Consider the following 20046-nt stretch of genomic DNA (forward strand, 5'->3'; position numbering starts at 1 on the left):
GGGCCGGTTACGGTGTGCCGATGCTGGGCGCGGCATCGGCGGGACGCGTAGCCGGGTTGCCACCCGCTCGTGCGGCGTCGCGGTCCTCGCGCTCTTTCCGTTCGCCCCGTTCCGTGCGCCGATCGCGCTCATCGCGCAGGGTCTGCAAACCCACCGCTCCCGACGCAACGAGCGTGCGGACGGCCGCTTCGTCGGACCGCACACCGGCTTCGGGCAGCGACAGATAAAACGTCGTGCCCTGCCCCTCCTGCGATTCCGCCCACACGCGGCCGCCGTGCCGTTCCACCATCCGGCGCACCAGCGCGAGGCCGATGCCCTCGCCGGCCGTCGAGTTGCCATGCAGTCGCTGGAATGCGTTGAAGAGTCGCGGCAAAGCGACCGCCGGAATGCCCAGGCCGTTGTCGCGCACATAGAAGATGCGCAGTGAGTGCACGCCGGGCGGCGCGGGCGTCGTCCCGATTTCGATCCTGCCTTCGCGCGCCGGGTCCAGATAATTCACCGCGTTGCCCACGAGATTCGCGAACACCTGTTCGAGCGCGGTCGGGTCGCCCCACACCGCCGGCAACTCGCCGACGCTCACGCGAGCGCGCCGCGCCCGGATCGAGCCTTGCATCGCATCGACCACGCGCTGCACGATGTCCTGCACGTCCACCTTCTGCCGGCGGTACTCGACACGACCGACACGCGACAACCGCAACAGCGCGTCGATGATGTGCGACGCGCGCAACACGGCCGTCTGCAGATAATGCAGCGCCTCGCCGATATCCTCGTCGACGACCCGTTCGATCCGCTGCCGGGGCGCGACGGCAAGCGACGACTCGCGCACCGCCGCGCGCAGTTCGTCGCCGGCGCGGATCAGCTCTTTCGAGAAGCCTTGCAGATTCACCAGCGGCGCGCGCAGATCGTGCGACACGCTGTAGATGAACATTTCGTTTTCCTGGGTCTGCTGCCGCAAGCTCTCGTTGATCCGCGCAAGTTCGCCGGTGCGGCGCGTGAGATCCTCCTGGAAGCGCGCCTGAATGCGCTCGGCCTCGAGCAGGCGCCGGCTCGTCTCATGCAAGGTCAGGTCGAGTCGGGCGATTTCATCGCGGCCGCCGCCGGACGGCGCCAGCGGTTCGTTGCCCGCGAGACGCCCGGCGTTGTCGGACAGCAGCGCGAGCCGCGCTCGCACACCGCGCGTGAACCACCAGATCGCCAGCGCCACGAACAGCAGCGAGCCGAACGCCGCCGCGACAATCAAGCTCTGCTGCCGCTCGCGCGCGACACTGGCGGCGTTCGAGCGCAACGCGTCGAGGCGGCGCTCTTCCGCCTGAAACGCGACGAGCTGCTGACGGAAGCGATCGAGCACGTCGGCCCTGGCCGGATCGCGCAGCCGGTCGAGAACCTCCTCGCGCCGGCCGGAGCGCAGCAGGTCCTGAATCCGGTCCGACCATTGGCGATACGCCTGCGCCGCCTGGCGCACCTGAACCACGCGCTCGACCTGCGCCGGATTGTCGGCGACCAGCTCGGCCAGCCGATCGATGCCGCGGTCGACATCCATCCATACCGCAACCGGCGTGGCGAAACGCGTGTCGTTGGCGAGCATCGCGCCGCGCAGCGCGACGGACTCGCCCAAAACCGGGTCGAGAATCGCGGCGCTCTGACGCAACACGTCTTCGCTATGGATGGCCCAGCGCTCCGCCAGCGCCGCGTCGGACTGCGCCTTGACCAAGCCGGACAGCAGCGCCAGTTCGAAGACGGCCGGAATCGCGATCAGCAACAGGCCTTTAGTGGTCAGTCTCATGCGCGCATTGGAGGTCGTGGGCCGCAGATCATCCACGGGATCGGCACATTATGTCGGCGTTTGCGCGAAAGACAAAGATGGTCCGTCCCCACTGGCCCGCGCACATTGCCCAACGTGCTCGAACCGCAACAGAGGTCAACACGTCAGGATATCGAATGAAACTGTAATTAAAATCGAATATTTCGCCCTCATCTGGATCATTCCGATCGCGCGCGAATTGGTATGCACTTTATTTGTGCTTGCGCTGCCGGTCGCGGTGCAGCCGACGCACTGCGCCGACTCCGACGCCCCTGCTAACAAACCCACGCCGGTGCTGTATTGCACCGCATCGACGCTTGCCGGCACAAGTTTGGCCCACTTCTTGCGTTCATTGCCCGCTTTTTTGGCATACGCGGGACACATCGATGGAAAGCTTTAAATCCGGCACCGATACCCTGTTTCTTCTGCTCGGCGCGGCGATGGTGCTGGCCATGCACGCGGGGTTTGCGTTTCTCGAACTCGGTACGGTGCGCAAAAAGAATCAGGTCAATGCGCTGGTCAAGATTCTGGTGGATTTCTCGGTCTCGACGATCGCGTATTTCTTCATCGGCTACACGATCGCGTACGGCGTGCAATTTTTCGACGGCGCCGAGTCGCTGGCCGCGCACAACGGCTATGCGCTAGTGCGCTTCTTCTTCCTGCTGACCTTCGCCGCCGCGATTCCGGCGATCGTGTCGGGCGGCATCGCGGAGCGCTCGAAATTCAATCCGCAACTGTTCGCCACCTTCGTGCTGGTCGGCTTCATCTATCCGTTCTTCGAAGGGATCGCGTGGAACGGCCGGTTCGGCATCCAGGGCTGGCTCACGCAGGCGTTCGGCGCGCCGTTTCACGACTTCGCCGGCTCGGTGGTGGTGCACGCGTTCGGCGGCTGGGTCGCGCTGCCGGCGGTGCTGCTGCTGGGCGCGCGGCACGGGCGCTACCATCGGGACGGCGGTATCGCCGCGCATCCGCCGTCGAATATTCCGTTCCTCGCGCTCGGCGCGTGGGTGCTGACGGTCGGCTGGTTCGGCTTCAACGTGATGAGCGCGCAGACGGTCGACAAGATCAGTGGACTGGTCGCGGTCAATTCGCTGATGGCGATGGTCGGCGGCACGCTGACCGCGTGGTTCACGGGCCGCAACGACCCCGGCTTCACCTATAACGGACCGCTCGCCGGCCTCGTGGCGGTCTGCGCCGGCTCCGACGTGATGCATCCGCTCGGCGCGCTGGTCACCGGGGGCCTCGCGGGCGCGCTGTTCGTCTACATGTTCACCTGCGTGCAGAACCGCTGGCGCATCGACGACGTGCTCGGCGTCTGGCCGCTGCACGGGCTGTGCGGCGCGTGGGGCGGCATCGCGGCGGGCATCTTCGGCCTGCACGCGCTTGGCGGAATGGGCGGCGTGTCGCTCGGCGCGCAACTGATCGGCACGCTGGGCGGCATCGTGGTGGCGTCGCTCGGCGGCACCATCGTGTATGGCGCGATCCGTTTGACGGTGGGTCTGCGGCTCGACCAGGAAGAGGAATATAACGGCGCGGATCTGTCGATCCACCGGATTTCGGCGACGTCGGAGTGACGGTCGCACGCGCTGTCATCGCGGGCCGAACCTGTCCCCAGAAGCGACGCGAATGTTAGACTTCGGCGCTGGAGATGGCATTCTCCATTAACCGCCCCTCGGGCTGATGATGCCTGCTTCGCCCGGATGACTGCGGACGCGGCATCGCCTCGCCCACACTCAGCCCGGTTTCGTAGACACCCGGTTTTTGCCAGGCCTCTTCCATGTATTGGTCCTTCCTCGCGGTCGCCATTGGCGGCGCGCTCGGCTCGCTGTTTCGGTGGTTTCTCGGCTTCCGTATGAACGGCATGTTTAGCGGCCTGCCGCTCGGCACGCTCGCCGCCAACGTGATTGCCGGCTACATCATCGGCATCGCGATCGCGGGGTTCGCCCGCGCGCCGCAGATCGCGCCGGAATGGCGGCTTTTCGTCATCACCGGCCTGATGGGCGGACTCTCCACCTTTTCCACTTTCTCGGCCGAAGTCGTGCAGCGTCTGCAGGACGGGCGCCTCGGCTGGGCCGCGGGCGAGATCGTCATTCACGTCGGCGCGTCGCTGGCAATGACGATTCTCGGGATCGCGACGGTTTCGCTGCTGTCGCGTTGAACGCGGATACCCGAAAAATACCGACGAAAAAAAAGGCGTCACGTTGCCGTGACGCCTTAAAAAGTTCTAGCCATTCCGAGGGCCGTGCTAGAACCTGAGAGACGGTATTCGAAAGTTGGGCCGCGAAAAGCGGAAGCCACAAGGGCTATGACGGTGGGCGGTGAGAATAGACCAGCTATTGCGTCGACCAACTGCGCGAACCGTGGCGAATTCAGAATAGTGAGAGGCAGAGTCTGAAATCGTCTTTCGAAATGAGGTTCCATTTTTTATGGTTATGCTGACTAAGTCAAGCAAAATATAAAGAGCCGTTATTCAGTAGGAAAAATATTCCGATACAATGAATGTTCTTATTAAAATTCAAAGAGACGCCCCATTGCAGGGCATTTTCCGGTCTCCTGCGGCTCGGTTGTTAGCAGGTTGCGAACACAGAAATTGAAATATAGTTCCATAAAACCATGATCCGACCCATGCCCTCGCGAACCGCAGCCGACCCGGCCAAAGACAAGGACAGCCCGGGCGATGAGGTCACCGCGCTCGCCCGCGGGCTGACCGTGCTCCGCTCGATCGCCGCCGCCGACGCGCCGCTCAGCAATCGCGAGCTGACCGAGATGACCGGCATTCCCAAACCGACCGTTTCGCGTATCACCGCCACGCTGGTCGGAACCGGCTTCCTGTTCCGTCTGCCCGACAGCGAGCGCTTCGTGCTGACCTCGTCGGTGCTGGAATTGAGCAACGGCTTTCTGCGCAACTTCGACATCCGGGCGCGCGCCCGGCCGTTCCTCATCGAACTCGCCGAACGCACCGCGCTGTCCGTGCATCTGGCCGTACGCGACCGTCTCGACATGGTCGTGATCGACGCGATCCGGCCGCGCTCGGCCGTGCTGGTGTCGCGTCTCGAAATCGGCTCGCGCATGAATCTGAGCCACACGGCGGTGGGTCGCGCGTACCTCGCGGCGCTCGCGCAGCCGGAACGCGACACGCTGCTGGCCAGCCTGCAGGTGGCCGAGGGCGACGAGTGGGGCCACATCGGCAGCCGGCTCGCAAGCGGGCTGCAAGACGCCATCGAGCGCGGTTTCGCGATCGCCACCGGCGAGTGGTACAACGGCCTGAACGCGATCGCGCTGGGCTTCGTCGGTCCGTCGGGCGAGCGCTATGCGGTCAATTGCGGCGGCTCGGCGGATCAATGCCCGCGCGACTGGCTCATCTCGCGCGCCGCGCCCGCGCTGCTCGAATGTATCGGCAAGATCGTTCTCGAGATCGGCGGCACCCCGGGGCGCCGCCTCGACACCTGAGGCGACCAACGCGAGAACCAGGCGGCCCGCGCGCCCGGCGAGCGGGCCGCCGTCCTGTAACCTTCGTAATCAAAAGAAAAATAGTCGGGTGGACTGTTACAGACCGCGCAACGTAGGATCATGCATTCCCGTCGCGGGGCGCTTGCCCGGCGAGCCGTTCCGGCATCGAGAACGACTCGGCAAACCTGTGATGATGCCGCATTGCGTTAACATCTCTGTCCCGCGCCTCGGGTAGCATCGCGCAGAACCAGCGCGACGCACCCGCTGTCGAAGCCGCCTGTCCTGCCGCCCCGCGCGCCGATCCGCCGAACTCCTGTAGTGGCGTCAAGCACGCGAGCGGCTCACATCCAAAGCCAGCCACCTGACCGAACCGATGGACGAACAACAAAAGCATCCGGAATCCCAACGCCCTGCCGCTTCGGCCTCACCACCGTCCTCCGGCGGCGCCCCGACTGGCGTTCCCGGCCAGGTGAAACGGCATCGCGGCCGCAACATCGCACTGATTGTCGCGGCGCTGGTGATTCTAGGGGTCGTGCTGTGGCGCTGGCATCCGTGGGGCGGGCCCGGCGGTGGCGCGAGCGGCGCCAGCGCAGCGAGTGGCGCATCGGGCGCCCGCAGTCCGGGCGGTCGCGGTGGACGCGCCGCGATGGCTAACCTGGCGCAGCCGGTCCACGTGGCGACCGCAGTCCAGGGGGAAATGCCGGTGGTCCTGACCGCGCTCGGCACGGTCACGCCGCTCGCCACCGTCACAGTGTTGCCGCAGTTGAGCGGCGTGCTGCAAGACGTGTATTTCAAGGAAGGCCAGATGGTCAAGAAGGGCGACGTACTGGCCCAGATCGACCCGCGCCCGTATCAGATTTCGCTTGAGAACGCGCAAGGCGTCCTCGTACGCGACGAAGCGCTGCTGCAAACCGCCCGCCTCGACCTGAAGCGCTACCAGACGCTGCTCGCGCAGGACTCGATCGCAAGCCAGCAGGTCGACACGCAGGCGTCGCTCGTGCGGCAGTACGAAGGCACGGTGAAGTCCGACAAGGCGAACATCGACAGCTTCAAGCTCGACCTCGTCTATACGCGCATCACCGCGCCGGTGTCGGGGCGTGTCGGTCTGCGCCAGGTCGACCCGGGCAATTACGTGACGTCGAGCCTTTCGACCGGGATCGTCGTGATTACGCAGCTGCAGCCGATCAGCGTGATCTTCACCACCTCCGAAGACAATCTGCAGCAGATCATCCAGCACACGCAGAACGGCGAACAGTTGTCGGCCACCGCGTATGACCGCAGCAACACGGTGCCGCTCGAAGCCGGCTCGCTGAAGACGATGGACAACCAGATCGACACGACCACCGGCACGGTCCGGCTGCGCGCGATCTTCCAGAACAACAACACGCGCCTCTTCCCGAATCAGTTCGTCAATACGCGCCTGCTGGTCGACACGATCAAGGACGCGGTGATCGTGCCGACCACCGCCGTGCTGAACGGCTCGATGGGCCAGTTCGTGTACGTCGTGAAGGCGGACAACACGGTGACGGTGCGTCCGGTCAAGATCGGTCCGGTCGACGGCGAACGCACCAGCATCAAATCGGGTCTGCAGGTCGGCGAGCGCGTCGTGACCGACGGTTCGGACCGGCTGCGCGAAGGCGCGAAGATCACGATTCCGGCCGACCGCCCGCGCGGCGCCTCGGGCGCGCATGCCGCGAGCGGCGCGGCCGCCGCATCCGGCGCCTCGGGCGCGTCGGGCGCCCACGCGCGTCACGGCCGACACGCATCGCAAGCTTCGCAATAAAGGCACGGCACTTACCGCATGAATCCATCCCGCGCTTTTATTCTGCGTCCCGTCGGCACCGCGCTGCTGATGGCGGCGATCATGCTGGTCGGCCTCGTCGCGCTGCGCTTTTTGCCGCTCTCGGCGCTGCCCGAGGTCGACTATCCGACGATCCAGGTGCAGACCTTCTATCCGGGCGCGAGCCCGGAAGTGATGACGTCGTCCGTGACCGCGCCGCTCGAACGGCAGTTCGGGCAGATGCCGTCGTTGAACCAGATGTCGTCGCAAAGCTCGGCCGGCTCGTCGATCATCACACTGCAGTTCAGCCTCGATCTGCCGCTCGACATCGCCGAGCAGGAAGTCCAGGCCGCGATCAACGCGGCGGGCAACCTGCTGCCGTCCGACCTGCCCGCGCCGCCGATCTACGCGAAGGTCAACCCGGCCGACGCGCCGATCCTCACGCTCGCGATCACCTCGAAGACGCTGCCGATGACCCAGGTGCAGGACATGGCCGACACGCGTCTCGCGCAGAAAATCTCGCAGGTCGCGGGCGTGGGTCTGGTGAGCCTGTCGGGCGGCCAGCGCCCGGCAGTGCGGATTCAGGCGAACCCGCGCGCGCTCGCCGCGTACGGGCTGAATCTCGACGATCTGCGCACCACGATCTCGAACCTGAACGTCAACACGCCGAAGGGCAACTTCGACGGCCCGACGCGCAACTACACGATCAACTCGAACGACCAGCTGACCGACGCCGACCAGTACAAGAGCGCGGTGATCGCGTACAAGAACGGCCGCCCGGTGATGCTCACCGACGTCGCCAACATCGTGCAGGGCGCGGAGAACACGCGCCTTGGCGCATGGGTCGACAACACGCCCGCGATCATTCTGAACGTGCAGCGCCAGCCGGGCGCGAACGTGATTCAGGTGGTGGACAGCATCAAGAAGCTGTTGCCGCAATTGCAGCAGGCGCTGCCCGCCGCGCTCGACGTGCAGGTCGTCACCGACCGCACCACCACGATCCGCGCTTCGGTACGCGACGTGCAGTTCGAACTGGCAATGTCGGTCGTGCTGGTGGTGCTGGTGATGTACCTGTTCCTCGCCAACATTTACGCGACCATTATCCCGAGTCTGTCGGTGCCGCTGTCGCTGATCGGCACGCTCGCCGTAATGTACCTGTGCGGCTTCTCGCTCGATAACCTCTCGCTGATGGCGCTGACCATCGCGACCGGCTTCGTGGTCGACGACGCGATCGTGATGATCGAGAACATCGCGCGCTACGTCGAGGAAGGCGAAGCGCCGCTCGAAGCCGCGCTGAAGGGCTCGAAGCAGATCGGCTTCACGATCATTTCGCTGACCGTGTCGCTGATCGCGGTGCTGATTCCGCTGCTCTTCATGGGCGACGTGGTCGGCCGGCTGTTCCACGAATTCGCGATCACGCTCGCCGTGACCATCGTGATCTCGGCGGTCGTGTCGCTCACGCTGGTGCCGATGATGTGCGCAAAGCTGCTGCGCCACACGCCGCCGCATGAAAGCCACCGCTTCGAAGCGAAGGCGCACCGCTTCATCGACTGGGTGATCGCGCGTTACGCGGTAGCGCTCACCTGGGTGCTGAACCGGCAACGCTCCACGCTGGTCGTCGCACTGCTCACGCTGGTGCTGACGGCCCTGCTGTACGTGTACATTCCGAAGGGCTTCTTCCCGGTGCAGGACACCGGCGTGATCCAGGCGATCACGCAGGCGCCGCAGTCGGTGTCGTTCGCGTCGATGGCCGAGCGTCAGCAGGAACTCGCCGCGCAGATCCTGAAGAATCCGGATGTGGAAAGCCTCACGTCGTTCATCGGCGTGGACGGCAGCAACATCACGCTGAACAGCGGCCGCATGCTGATCAACCTGAAACCGCGCGACGACCGCAGCAGCACCGCGAGCGAAGTGATCCGCCAGTTGCAGAAGGATGTCGCGCACATCGCCGGCGCCACGCTGTTCATGCAGCCGGTGCAGGACCTGACGATCGACTCGACCGTGAGTCCGACGCAGTACCAGTTCATGCTGACGGACCCGAACATCAGCGAATTCACGACCTGGGTGCCGAAGCTCATCGACCGGCTGAAGCAGGCGCCCGAACTCGCGGACGTGGCGACCGACCTGCAGGACAACGGCCGCTCGGTGTTCATCGAAATCGATCGCGCCACCGCGTCGCGCTTCGGCATTACGCCGGCCACGATCGACAGCGCGCTGTACGACGCGTTCGGCCAGCGCATCATCTCGACCATCTTCACGCAGTCGAACCAGTACCGCGTGATTCTCGAAGCGCAGCCGGAGATGCAGCACTACGTCGAGTCGCTGAACTCGATCTACCTGCCCTCCTCCACGCCGTCGGGCGGTCAGGTGCCGCTCTCGTCCATCGCGAAGTTCATCGAGAAGCCCGCGCCGCTGCTCGTCACGCATCTGAGCCAGTTCCCGGCCACCACGGTGTCGTTCAACCTCGCACCGGGCGCGTCGCTCGGTGCGGCGGTGAAGGCGATCACCCAGGCCGAGCAGGACGTCGGCCTGCCGGCGTCGTTCCAGACGCGCTACCAGGGCGCGGCGCTCGCGTTCCAGGCGTCGCTGTCGAACGAACTGTTCCTGATTCTCGCGGCAATCGTCACGATGTACATCGTGCTCGGCGTGCTGTACGAGAGCTTCATCCATCCAATCACGATTCTCTCCACATTGCCGTCGGCCGGTGTCGGCGCGCTGCTCGCGCTCCTGATCACCGGGCACGATCTGGACATCATCGGCATCATCGGCATCGTGCTGCTGATCGGTATCGTGAAGAAGAACGCGATCATGATGATCGACTTCGCGCTGTACGCGGAGCGCGAGGAAGGCAAGCCGCCGCGCGAAGCGATCTACCAGGCGTGTCTGCTGCGTTTCCGGCCGATCCTGATGACCACGCTCGCCGCGCTGCTCGGCGCGCTGCCGCTGATGCTCGGCACCGGCGCCGGTTCGGAACTGCGCCGGCCGCTCGGCATCGCGATCGCGGGCGGGTTGATCGTCAGCCAGTTGCTGACGCTGTTCACCACGCCGGTGATCTACCTCGCGTTCGATTCGCTCGGCCGCCGCGCGCGTGAGCGCTTCAACCGGGGCAAGCCGACGCCGCCCGCCGCCACCGATGCAGGGAACTGAGCGATGAACCTGTCGCGTCCGTTTATCTCCCGCCCGGTCGCCACCACGCTGCTGGCGATCGGCATCGCGCTGGCCGGCGTGTTCGCGTTCACCCGGCTGCCGGTCGCGCCGCTGCCGCAGGTCGACTTCCCGACCATTTCGATTCAGGCCACGTTGCCGGGCGCGAGCCCGGAAACCGTGGCCACCAGCGTCGCGAGTCCGCTGGAGCGGCATCTTGGGTCGATCGCCGACGTCACCGAAATGACGTCGCAGAGTTCCGTGGGTTCGACGCGGATCACGATGCAGTTCGGTCTGAACCGCGACATCGACGGCGCCGCGCGCGACGTGCAGGCCGCCATCAACGCCGCGCGCGCGGATCTGCCGACCAGCCTGCGCAGCAATCCGACGTACCACAAGGTCAACCCCGCCGACGCGCCGATCATGATTCTGGCGCTCACGTCGAACACGCTGACCGCCGGCCAGTTGTACGACTCGGCGGCCACTGTGCTGCAGCAGTCGCTGTCGCAGGTGGACGGCGTCGGCGAAGTGGACGTGAGCGGCTCGGCCAATCCAGCGGTGCGCGTGGAGCTGGAGCCGAATGCGCTCTCGCATTACGGCATCGGTCTCGAGGACGTGCGCGCGGCGCTCGCCGCCGCCAACGCGAACAGCCCGAAAGGCTCGATCGAGTTCGGCGCGAACCACGTGCAGATCTACACCAACGACCAGGCGACCAAAGCGGCGCAGTACAAGGACCTCGTCATCGCGTATCGCAACGGCGCGGCGGTGAAGCTCTCGGACATGGGCGAGGTGGTCGACTCGGTCGAAGATCTGCGCAACCTCGGCCTCTTCAACGGCAAGCGCGCGGTGCTGGTGATCCTGTACCGGCAGCCGGGCGCGAACATCATCGAAACGATCGACCGCGTGAAGGCGATGCTGCCGCAACTGCACGCGTCGCTGCCCGCCGACGTCGACATCTCGCCGACCGCCGACCGCTCCACCACGATCCGTGCCTCGCTGCGCGACACCGAACGCACGCTGGTGATCGCGGTCGCGCTGGTCGTGATGGTGGTGTTCCTGTTCCTGCGCAACTGGCGCGCCACGCTGATCCCGAGCGTGGCCGTGCCGATCTCGATCATCGGCACGTTCGGCGCGATGTACATGCTGGACTTTTCGATCGACAACCTGTCGCTGATGGCGCTGACCATCGCGACCGGCTTCGTCGTCGACGACGCGATCGTCGTGCTGGAGAACATCTCACGGCATATCGAGAACGGCGTGCCGCGCATGAAGGCCGCGTTTCTCGGCGCGCGCGAAGTCGGCTTCACGGTGCTGTCGATCAGCATCTCGCTGGTCGCCGTGTTCCTGCCGATCCTGCTGATGGGCGGCATCGTCGGCCGGCTGTTCCGCGAGTTCGCGTTGACGCTGTCGCTCGCGATCGCGATGTCGCTGATCGTCTCGCTCACGCTGACACCGATGATGTGCTCGCGCCTGCTGCGCGAGAAGCACGAGCAGAAGGAAGAAGGCCGCTTCGGGCGCTGGCTCGAACGCGGCTTCACGTCGATGCAGCGCGGCTACGAGCGCACGCTCGGCTGGGCGCTGCTGCATCCGCGTCTGATCGTGACGATTCTGCTGCTGACCATCGGCCTGAACGTGTGGCTCTACATCATCGTGCCGAAGGGCTTCTTCCCGCAGCAGGACACCGGGCGCATGATCGGCGGCATTCAGGCCGATCAGAGCACGTCGTTCCAGGCCATGAAGGGCAAGTTCTCGCAGATGATGGACATCGTCGGCAAGAACCCGGCCGTGGAAAGCGTGGTCGGCTTCACGGGCGGCCGGCAGACCAACGCGGGCTTCATGTTCGTGTCGCTGAAATCGAAGTCCGAGCGCAGCCTGTCCGCCGATCAGGTGATCCAGCAATTGCGCGCCCCGCTCGGCGACGTCGCCGGCGCGCGCACCTTCCTGCAACCGGTGCAGGACATCCGCGTGGGCGGGCGGCAGTCGAACGCGCAGTACCAGTTCACGCTGCTGGCCGACTCCACGCCCGACCTGTACCTGTGGGGGCCGAAGCTCACCGAGGCGTTGCAGGCGCGCAAGGAACTCGCGGACGTCAACTCCGACCAGCAGCAAGGCGGCCTCGAAGCGATGGTGACGATCGACCGCGCCACCGCTTCGCGCCTCGGCATCAAACCCGCACAGATCGACAACACGTTGTACGACGCGTTCGGCCAGCGCCAGGTGTCGACAATCTACAACCCGCTGAACCAGTATCACGTCGTGATGGAAGTCGCGCCGCGCTACTGGCAAAGCCCGGAGATGCTCAGGCAGATCTACGTGAGCACGTCGGGCGGCAGCGCGAGCGGCGCGCAGACCACCAATGCGCCGGCGGGCACGGTGACGGCGGCGGCAGCCGCCACGACCACCGCGACCACCAGCGCGGCGAGCGGCGGCACGGCGGCCACGACCGCGTCGAGCACCGCGAGCATCGCCGCCGATTCCGCGCGCAACCAGGCGATCAACTCGATTGCGGCGAGCGGCAAGTCGAGCGCGTCGTCGGGCGCGGCGGTGTCGACGTCGAAGGAAAACATGGTGCCGTTATCGGCGATCGCGAGCTTCGGGCCGGGGACCACGCCGCTGTCGGTGAATCACCAGAGCCAGTTCGTGGCTTCGACGATTTCGTTCAATCTGCCGCCGGGCGTGTCGCTATCCACGGCCACCCAGGTGATCTACGACACGATGGCCGAGATCGGCATGCCGGGCACGATCCACGGGAGCTTCCAGGGTACCGCGCAGGCGTTCCAGCAGTCGATGTCCGACCAGCCGATCCTGATTCTGGCCGCGCTCGCGGCGGTGTATATCGTGCTCGGAATGCTGTACGAGAGCTACATCCATCCGCTGACCATTCTGTCGACGCTGCCTTCGGCTGGCGTGGGCGCGTTGCTCGCGCTGTTGCTGTTCAAGACGGAGTTCAGCATCATCGCGCTGATCGGCGTGATCCTGCTGATCGGCATCGTGAAGAAGAACGCGATCATGATGGTGGACTTCGCGATCGAGGCGTCGCGGCAAGGCATGTCGTCGCGCGACGCAATTTTCCAGGCGTGTCTGCTGCGCTTCCGGCCGATCATGATGACGACCTGCGCGGCACTGCTCGGCGCACTGCCGCTCGCATTCGGGCACGGTGAAGGCGCGGAGTTGCGCGCGCCGCTGGGGATCGCGATCGTCGGCGGATTGATCGTCAGTCAGATGCTCACGCTCTACACCACGCCGGTGGTCTATCTGTACATGGATCGGCTGAGGGTGCGGTGGGAGAAGAGGAAGGCGCGGAGGACGGGGGTGGCGCCGTCGTCGTCGTAGTCGGGCTGCTGCGCTGTGGGTCATGCCTTGATGCATAGGACCCACGGCGCGCTGGACAGCAGGCTCAAAGCTTCTGCTCCACCGCTCGCGAAAAAATCCGCTGCCACTGCTTCGCCTGCCGCTCACCGGACATCGGCACGAGCCACTCGCCATGCTTCGGGTCTTTCACCTTCAACGCCACCTGGGCTCGAACGTCGCGTCCCCGAACTTCAGCCCCCAGCAGATCGGCGAAGATATACGCGCCGCGCTCGTCGCCCACGTGAATCTCGCACAGCCGCTTACCCGCCGCGAGCCGCACCGATCCCCAGTTCCCTTTGAGTTCGTGCGTCCAGTCGCCATCGCGAACATTCGACGAGACTTCCTTGCGCCGTCGCCACCAATACGCAACAGCGGCGATCAGCAGCGCGACGACCAGCACGGCCACGCCAACCGCAACCGCCAGCCCGAACGCCGCCTGCAACGCATAAAACGCCCGCACAGCTCCATACACCAGCGCGATCAGCGCAATCAACGCAACCAGAATCGGCATCGCACACTCACCCGGCAAAAAAAAACCTAGCCTAGCACGAGCGATGCCGCTCTCTCAGCGCAAAGCACCAGCACGAACGATGCGTCGCGCGCGACGAAGCAGCACTCACTGCTTATGCGTCTGCGCCCACTCCTTGACCGCCTTCAACGTGTTCTCGACGTGCTTCTCCGGCGACAGGCTCGTGTACTCGTAAATGATCTTGCCGTCCGGCGCGATCACGTACGACACGCGATTGGCCATCGAGCTATGCATCGGCATGCCGGCGTCATAAGCACCGATCACCTTCGAGTCGGCATCCGCCGCAACCGGGAATTTGCTGCGACACTCGCTCACCGAGAACTTCGTCAACGTGTCGATGTTGTCGTGCGATACGCCGATCACGGTCGCGCCATATTTCTTGTACTCGTCGACGGCATCGGCGAACTCGTGCGCTTCGATCGTGCAGCCCTTGGTGAAGGCCGCCGGGTAGAAGTACAGCACCACGGGCCCTTTCTTCAACTCGTCGGCGAGCGAATACGTATAAGTCTTGCCGCCGAGCGACGCTTCGGTGGTGAACGGCGGCGCCGGATCGCCCGGCTTGAGGGTCGCGGCGGCCGTCAGCGAATACATCGCGAAGCCGGCCGATATGGCGGCGGCGAGCGACATCGATAGGAATGTTTTCTTCATCTGCTCCTCCAGGCGTGATGGCACGCGTCGTGCCAATGACTATGAGCCGCAGCCGGCGGCGCTGAGCGCAACCCGGCCCGCTTCGCACTCTATTGGAACACGTACGCATGGAGTGCGTCAGCAGCGGCCCACACACCGCACAGCGCGCAGCACATCACGCCGCCGCAGCCATGCTAGACCGCGGCGCACGCACCCGCCCGCGTCATCAGGTCAAGTCGAACGACAACCTCAGACGGTCGCGTCCCCGACATGCGCGCCGAACCACGCCGCCGCCGACAGATTCAACTCCGACAGCACGTCGGGCGTGAGCGCCGCGAAGCCGGCCGGCGCAGCGGGCGCCATCGCGATCGACGCGGCATCGCCGCCCTCGCCGGCGACCTCGGCAATCCGCAGCAAGGTGCCAAGCTCGCCGCGACCCGAGACGATCGCTTCGCGAATATGCGGCGCGAGGCCGAGCTTCTCCAGCACGGCGCCCGGCGTGCTGCCCAGCACCACGTGGACCAGAGAAAAAATGCCGGTCATGAACGCGGCGTCGGCAAATTCGTCATCGGCCGGGCGCAGCCAGCTCGCGGCCAGTTCCATGAAGCGCGAGCGCGTGCCGGCCAGTTGCACCAGCGGATCCGCGCGCCACGGCAGATCACCGCTGTCCGCGTACAGCAGCAGTTGGGCCCAGCGCGCGATCTGCCGCGTGCCGGTCGCGATGATCGCCTCGCGCAGCGACGCGATGTTGCGGCCCAGCCCGAACGCGCTCGAATTGACGAGCCGCAGCAGTTGCACTACCACGCTTGGATTCAGTTTGAGTTCGGCTTCGAGTTCGAAGATGCAGGCATCGCACGACAGCAGCGCGAGCAGCCGCAACAGCCCCGGGCGCAGCGAGCGGCTGCGCGACGCGGACAGCACCTGCGGCCGCGCGAAGAAGTAGCCCTGGAACAGATCGAAGCCGAGTTCGCGCGCGAGCGCGAAGTCCTCGCGTGTCTCGACCTTCTCGGCGAGCAGCGTCTTGCCGTGGCCGCGCACGGTGGCAGCCAGCTCGGCGAGCGCGGCGCGCCCGGTCTGCAGAAAATCGATCTTGACGATGTCGGTGTACGGCAGCACGCCGATCAGTTCGTCCGTTAATTCGCTGACATCGTCGAGCGCGACCTGGAAGCCGGCGCGGCGCAACTCGCCGAGCCGGCGCGTCAGTTGCGCGTCGAACGACACGGTTTCGAGAATCTCCAGCACGAAGCGCTCGGGCTGCATCAGGTGAACGATGTCGTTGAACAGCAGCGCGCGGTCGATGTTGACGAAGCCGCGATGCTGCCCCAGCACGGCCGGCACGCCGATCCCGCCGAGCGTGTGCGCGACCACCTGCGCGGTCGCCTGCGCATCGTCGCTGACTTCGGCGTAGTTGTGCGCGCCGGTTCGATACAGCAACTCGTAAGCGTGGAGCGCGCCGGCGCGATCGAGGATCGGCTGACGGCCCAGGTAGACGAACTGGGCGAACTGCGCGACCTGCTCAAACCGGGCGGTCAAGCCGGGCGCTGCGGCGCCGGCGGAAAAGTCACGCACCTCGATGCGCCGGACAGGCGTCCCGGCAGTATGACGTTCGGACATGGATCATCGGTGCAAGTGTTCGGAAAGCTACGCAGCAGCGACGTCACGGCCGGTACTGCACAACACGGTTTGCCGTATTAACGGACGGCAGGCGGCGCCACTTTAACCGAATCGTCACAACGGCGCCGCCCGGCGCGCGCACGCCCATCCTTACCCGGTGTTTTTTGCAGCAGCCGCTAAAGATTTTCCGGCGCGGGTCGTTATCTCGTTCTGATGGGGCGGCCTGATACCTCTCGACCGCCCGAACCGGCGCAAAGCGAGCCGCCCCCCGCCTGCCAGACGAACACAGGTTGCCAGCGACAAACATGGAAGCGAACAGGATCACCGCGCCCCGCCGGGGCTCCTTGCGCACGGTCATCGACCGGCTTCGTGCGTTCGGCCGTCGCACGGACGGCGCACCGAAGAGCGGCGCGAGCCGCGCGGCGCAACTGGAACAGGTGGTCGGCGCCGTCGACCTGCTCGCGCACGTCGACGATGCGCTGCGCTTTCAGTATGTGTCCGACGCGAGCCTGCGCTTCATCGGCTACCACCGCGAATATCTGGAAACCATCACGCTGCACGACCTCGTCGCGCCAGCCGACGTGTCGCGCCTCGACGCGCTGCTCGCGCGCGCCGCAACCTCCGGCAACGTCGAGAAAGCGACGCTGAGCCTGATCAAGTCGCTGACCTATCCGATCACCGTCGAGCTGCGCGTGGTGCGCGGCAGTCACGACGGCGTCGACGGCTATGCGATCGCCGGCTTCGACGTGTCCGCCTGGCGCGCGACCGAGGAGCGTCTGACCCAGGCGCTGCATCTGGACCGCCTGACCAGCCTGCCCAACCAGTCGGCGCTGCTGCCCGCGCTGCTCGACGCGCAACAGCAGGCCGACGCGCACGGCACGCCGGTCGCGTTGCTGCTGCTCGACATCGACGGCTATCAGCGTGTGAACCGCGCGCTCGGCTACGACGCCGGCGACGAGATGCTGCGCGACACGTCGCGGCGTCTGTTGAACATGACGAGCCCGAGCGAGACCGTGGCGCGCGTCGCGAGCGACGAGTTCGCGATCCTGGTCAAGCCCGCCGCGAGCCGCACCGACGCGGCGGCCGCCGCCGAAGCGCTGGCCCGCCGCCTGTTGACCGCGATCCAGCAACCGTACGTGTTCAAGGGCCAGCAGGTGCATCTGTCGGCGAGCATTGGCATTGCGCTGTATCCGGACGTGCGTCACGCCAACGACACCGCCGCGCACGACACCCACCTGCTGCGCTGGGCCGACCATGCGCTGCTGCAAGCGAAGGCGGCCGGCGGCAACACGCTCGCGTTCTACGTGCCCGACGACAACCCCGCCGACGCCGAACGGCTGAAGCTCGAAGCGGATCTGTACGACGGCGTGCGCAACGGCGAGTTCTCGCTGCACTTCCAGCCGATCACGAGCAGCCGCACGCACGGCGTGGTCGGCGTCGAGGCGCTGATCCGCTGGTCGCATCCGGTACATGGACTCGTGCCGCCGTCGATGTTCATTCCGCTCGCGGAGTCGATCGGGCTCATCAACTTTCTCGGCAACTGGGTGCTCAAGGTTGCGTGCATGCAGTTGATCCAGTGGGACGCGCGAGGCATCTCGCTGCAATACGTGGCGGTGAACGTGTCGCCGACGCAGTTTCGCGACCCGCGCTTCAAGGACTCCGTGCGCGAGGCGATCGAGCTGACCGGCATCGATCCGCGCCGCGTCGTGTTCGAGATCACCGAAAGCCTGCTGATGCACGACCCGGCTCACGCGAAGGGTCTGCTCGAGGAACTGACCGCAATGGGCATCCGCTTCGCCGTCGACGATTTCGGCACCGGCTATTCGAGCCTCGCGTATCTGCAACGGTTTCCGCTTGCCAAGCTCAAGATCGACCGGAGTTTTGTCGAGAATCTGCTAACCTCGCGAAACGATCAGGCAATCGTTAGCGCGGTCGTCGGGCTCGCCCAGACGCTCGATCTCGAACTGGTTGCCGAAGGCGTCGAAACGGAAGCGCAACGTACGCTGCTCACCGAGATGGGCTGCGATCACATTCAGGGCTGGCTCGTCTGCAAGGCTTTGCCTTCCGACGAACTCGCGCAGCGTTTCGAAACGCGCACGCTTCACCTGCACTCCGCCTAGCATGCAGGTGCGGCGCTTACGCGGTGGAACAAGCCGGCCCGAAGCCGGCGTGGCACTCATTGGAACATGTATGGTTTTTGCGGGACTCACATGGTAAAGGCGGCAGTGCTCGACCGGCTCTGGACGCGAATGAGCGAGCGCGGCGATTTCCCGATGCTGTCGCAGTCGCTGCGCACCACCATGGCGGCGATGAACAATGACGACCTCGACTTCACCGGCCTCGTGCAAGTGGTGCTGTCCGACTTCGCGTTGACGCAGAAGGTGCTGCGGCTCGCCAACTCGGCGATGTACATGGCGTTCGGCGGCAACATCACGACCGTGTCGCGCGCGCTGATGGTGCTCGGCATGGACGCGGTTGGCCATCTGGTCGTGGGCCTGAAGATCGTCGATCACTTTCATCACAGCGCGCCGCGCCGCATCGACGCGAAGCTCGAACTGAACCGCACGCTGCTGTCGGGCTGCGTCGCGCGCAAGCTCACCGAGCGCGGCGATCTGCGCGCCGGCGAAGAAGCGGTGGTCTGCACGCTGATGCGGCAGATCGGCAAGCTGCTGGTGGTGTTCTATCTGGACGCCGAGTGGGACCAGATCCGCCGTCATATCGACGACGGCACGCTCGAAGCCGATGCGTGCGTGCTGGTGCTCGGCGTGACCTTCGACGAGATCGGCGCCGAAGCCGCGGTGCGCTGGCGTCTGCCCGACATGATCCGCTCGGGTATGGGCGAGTTCGATCCACAGGATGTCGAGCAGCCGCGCCAGGTGCAATGGCTGCGCGCGATCACCAACTACTCGACCGCGGTCGCCGACGTACTGACCCAGCAGAACGTGCCGGACTGGGAGCGCGAGGCGCGCATCGCCGAACTCGCGCAGGAATACAGCGGCGCGCTGAACACCGACTCCGACGTGCTGCTCCAGATGAGCGTCGCGCTTGCCCGCGAAGAAGGCGGCGACGGCGTGATGGCCGAGATCGTCGAGTTGCGTGCGAACGCGGACGCGATTGCGCGCGAGGCGCTCAACCCCGAGGCGCGCATCGCGGCGGGCGTCAAGGATTTGCGCGAGTTACCCGAAGGCAGTCCGCTCGCGCCGGCCCTCGCGATGGCCTCGGAGACCGTGCTGGCCGGGCTCGGTTTCGCGCGCACGGTGGTGTTCGTCAAACACAGCAACGGGACCTTCAAGGCGCGCCTCGGCCTCGGTCCGAAGATCGACGCGGCGCTGCCGAAGCTGACCTTCAACAGCGCGTTCGAGCCCGACGTGTTTCATCTCGCGATCGCGAACTCGGTCGGCATCTTCATCGAGAACGCGCGCGACCCGAAGATGGTTGCGCGGTTACCGGAGTGGTTCCGCCGCTCGTTCGACGACGCCCGCGCCTTCGTGCTGCTGCCGGTCGTCGACGAAAGCGATCAGACGGTGGCGCTGCTCTATGGCGACTGGTCTCATACGCAGGAGCCACGCCGCATCTCGCAGAAGGAGATGAGCGTATTGAACGAACTGGCCAAGGAGTTAGGCCGTTTTTTTGGCTTGGGGCAGATGCGGGAAATGGAGACGATGTGAAGACCTGGCGCGATCGTTGATCGCGGCGCTTCACTCTCACCGGTTCTGGATTTGCCCTGCTTCAATCCTGTCGCTTCGACAC

At 65.5% G+C, this 20046-nt stretch carries 13 protein-coding genes and 1 riboswitch; of the genes, 8 read left to right on the forward strand and 5 right to left on the reverse strand.

The window, feature by feature from the left end; all coding sequences use genetic code 11:
* Nucleotides 1–7: 7 nt before the first annotated feature.
* Both BGI01S_RS08525 and BGI01S_RS08530 read right to left on the reverse strand, forming a co-directional pair.
* Nucleotides 8–1783 carry a sensor histidine kinase gene (locus BGI01S_RS08525; RefSeq protein ID WP_042324131.1) on the reverse strand — a complete coding sequence of 592 codons (1776 nt, stop codon included), beginning with the start codon at nucleotides 1781–1783 and terminating at the stop codon, nucleotides 8–10.
* A gap of 135 nt (nucleotides 1784–1918) precedes the next feature.
* Nucleotides 1919–2185, reverse strand: coding sequence for a hypothetical protein (locus BGI01S_RS08530; RefSeq protein ID WP_042324133.1), 267 nt, complete (start codon nucleotides 2183–2185; stop codon nucleotides 1919–1921).
* Nucleotides 2186–2187: 2 nt separating this feature from the next.
* Here BGI01S_RS08530 and BGI01S_RS08535 point away from each other — a divergent pair, with 2 nt between their 5' ends.
* From BGI01S_RS08535 to BGI01S_RS08560, 6 genes are all read left to right on the forward strand, one after another.
* Nucleotides 2188–3375, forward strand: a complete 1188-nt coding sequence (locus BGI01S_RS08535) for an ammonium transporter (protein ID WP_042324135.1) — start codon at nucleotides 2188–2190, stop codon at nucleotides 3373–3375.
* A gap of 61 nt (nucleotides 3376–3436) precedes the next feature.
* A riboswitch (Fluoride riboswitch) is annotated at nucleotides 3437–3498 on the forward strand.
* A gap of 80 nt (nucleotides 3499–3578) precedes the next feature.
* Entirely contained in the window at nucleotides 3579–3959 is a 381-nt protein-coding gene (gene crcB, locus BGI01S_RS08540) for a fluoride efflux transporter CrcB (RefSeq protein WP_042324137.1), read from the forward strand.
* A gap of 467 nt (nucleotides 3960–4426) precedes the next feature.
* Complete coding sequence (locus BGI01S_RS08545; RefSeq protein ID WP_408638602.1) at nucleotides 4427–5251, forward strand: IclR family transcriptional regulator; 825 nt, start codon at nucleotides 4427–4429, stop codon at nucleotides 5249–5251.
* 373 nt (nucleotides 5252–5624) lie between these two features.
* The gene (locus BGI01S_RS08550; protein WP_084585296.1) at nucleotides 5625–7034 is read left to right on the forward strand and encodes an MdtA/MuxA family multidrug efflux RND transporter periplasmic adaptor subunit; all 1410 of its coding nucleotides are present in this window, start codon (nucleotides 5625–5627) and stop codon (nucleotides 7032–7034) included.
* 18 nt (nucleotides 7035–7052) lie between these two features.
* Nucleotides 7053–10178: an MdtB/MuxB family multidrug efflux RND transporter permease subunit gene (locus BGI01S_RS08555; protein WP_042324142.1), complete on the forward strand. Its 3126-nt coding sequence runs from the start codon at nucleotides 7053–7055 to the stop codon at nucleotides 10176–10178.
* 3 nt (nucleotides 10179–10181) lie between these two features.
* Entirely contained in the window at nucleotides 10182–13508 is a 3327-nt protein-coding gene (locus BGI01S_RS08560) for an efflux RND transporter permease subunit (protein ID WP_042324144.1), read from the forward strand.
* Between the two features lie 64 nt (nucleotides 13509–13572).
* Here the strand turns inward: BGI01S_RS08560 and BGI01S_RS08565 are convergent, their stop codons facing one another.
* The 3 genes from BGI01S_RS08565 to BGI01S_RS08575 form a co-directional block, all read right to left on the reverse strand.
* On the reverse strand, nucleotides 13573–14037 hold the full coding sequence (locus tag BGI01S_RS08565) for a hypothetical protein (RefSeq protein WP_042324147.1): 465 nt from the start codon (nucleotides 14035–14037) through the stop codon (nucleotides 13573–13575).
* Between the two features lie 105 nt (nucleotides 14038–14142).
* Nucleotides 14143–14703 (reverse strand): peroxiredoxin, encoded by a 561-nt coding sequence (locus BGI01S_RS08570; RefSeq protein ID WP_042324149.1) that lies wholly within the window; start codon nucleotides 14701–14703, stop codon nucleotides 14143–14145.
* A 228-nt stretch (nucleotides 14704–14931) separates the two neighbouring features.
* Nucleotides 14932–16296, reverse strand: coding sequence for an EAL and HDOD domain-containing protein (locus tag BGI01S_RS08575; RefSeq protein ID WP_042324150.1), 1365 nt, complete (start codon nucleotides 16294–16296; stop codon nucleotides 14932–14934).
* Nucleotides 16297–16601: 305 nt separating this feature from the next.
* Here BGI01S_RS08575 and BGI01S_RS08580 point away from each other — a divergent pair, with 305 nt between their 5' ends.
* Together BGI01S_RS08580 and BGI01S_RS08585 are read left to right on the forward strand one after the other, a co-directional pair.
* On the forward strand, nucleotides 16602–18416 hold the full coding sequence (locus BGI01S_RS08580; RefSeq protein ID WP_042324151.1) for a putative bifunctional diguanylate cyclase/phosphodiesterase: 1815 nt from the start codon (nucleotides 16602–16604) through the stop codon (nucleotides 18414–18416).
* A 90-nt stretch (nucleotides 18417–18506) separates the two neighbouring features.
* On the forward strand, nucleotides 18507–19964 hold the full coding sequence (locus tag BGI01S_RS08585) for an HDOD domain-containing protein (protein WP_042324152.1): 1458 nt from the start codon (nucleotides 18507–18509) through the stop codon (nucleotides 19962–19964).
* Nucleotides 19965–20046: the final 82 nt, after the last annotated feature.

This window comes from Paraburkholderia ginsengisoli NBRC 100965 (assembly GCF_000739735.1).
In the GTDB taxonomy this organism is placed as follows: domain Bacteria; phylum Pseudomonadota; class Gammaproteobacteria; order Burkholderiales; family Burkholderiaceae; genus Paraburkholderia; species Paraburkholderia ginsengisoli.

Bases quoted from the DNA above. Each gene is read 5' to 3' on its own strand.
- BGI01S_RS08525 (WP_042324131.1), bottom strand. From the start codon at position 1,783: ATGAGACTGACCACTAAAGGCCTGTTGCTGATCGCGATTCCGGCCGTC.
- BGI01S_RS08530 (WP_042324133.1), bottom strand. From the start codon at position 2,185: ATGTGTCCCGCGTATGCCAAAAAAGCGGGCAATGAACGCAAGAAGTGG.
- BGI01S_RS08535 (WP_042324135.1), top strand. From the start codon at position 2,188: ATGGAAAGCTTTAAATCCGGCACCGATACCCTGTTTCTTCTGCTCGGC.
- crcB (WP_042324137.1), top strand. From the start codon at position 3,579: ATGTATTGGTCCTTCCTCGCGGTCGCCATTGGCGGCGCGCTCGGCTCG.
- BGI01S_RS08545 (WP_408638602.1), top strand. From the start codon at position 4,427: ATGCCCTCGCGAACCGCAGCCGACCCGGCCAAAGACAAGGACAGCCCG.
- BGI01S_RS08550 (WP_084585296.1), top strand. From the start codon at position 5,625: ATGGACGAACAACAAAAGCATCCGGAATCCCAACGCCCTGCCGCTTCG.
- BGI01S_RS08555 (WP_042324142.1), top strand. From the start codon at position 7,053: ATGAATCCATCCCGCGCTTTTATTCTGCGTCCCGTCGGCACCGCGCTG.
- BGI01S_RS08560 (WP_042324144.1), top strand. From the start codon at position 10,182: ATGAACCTGTCGCGTCCGTTTATCTCCCGCCCGGTCGCCACCACGCTG.
- BGI01S_RS08565 (WP_042324147.1), bottom strand. From the start codon at position 14,037: ATGCCGATTCTGGTTGCGTTGATTGCGCTGATCGCGCTGGTGTATGGA.
- BGI01S_RS08570 (WP_042324149.1), bottom strand. From the start codon at position 14,703: ATGAAGAAAACATTCCTATCGATGTCGCTCGCCGCCGCCATATCGGCC.
- BGI01S_RS08575 (WP_042324150.1), bottom strand. From the start codon at position 16,296: ATGTCCGAACGTCATACTGCCGGGACGCCTGTCCGGCGCATCGAGGTG.
- BGI01S_RS08580 (WP_042324151.1), top strand. From the start codon at position 16,602: ATGGAAGCGAACAGGATCACCGCGCCCCGCCGGGGCTCCTTGCGCACG.
- BGI01S_RS08585 (WP_042324152.1), top strand. From the start codon at position 18,507: ATGGTAAAGGCGGCAGTGCTCGACCGGCTCTGGACGCGAATGAGCGAG.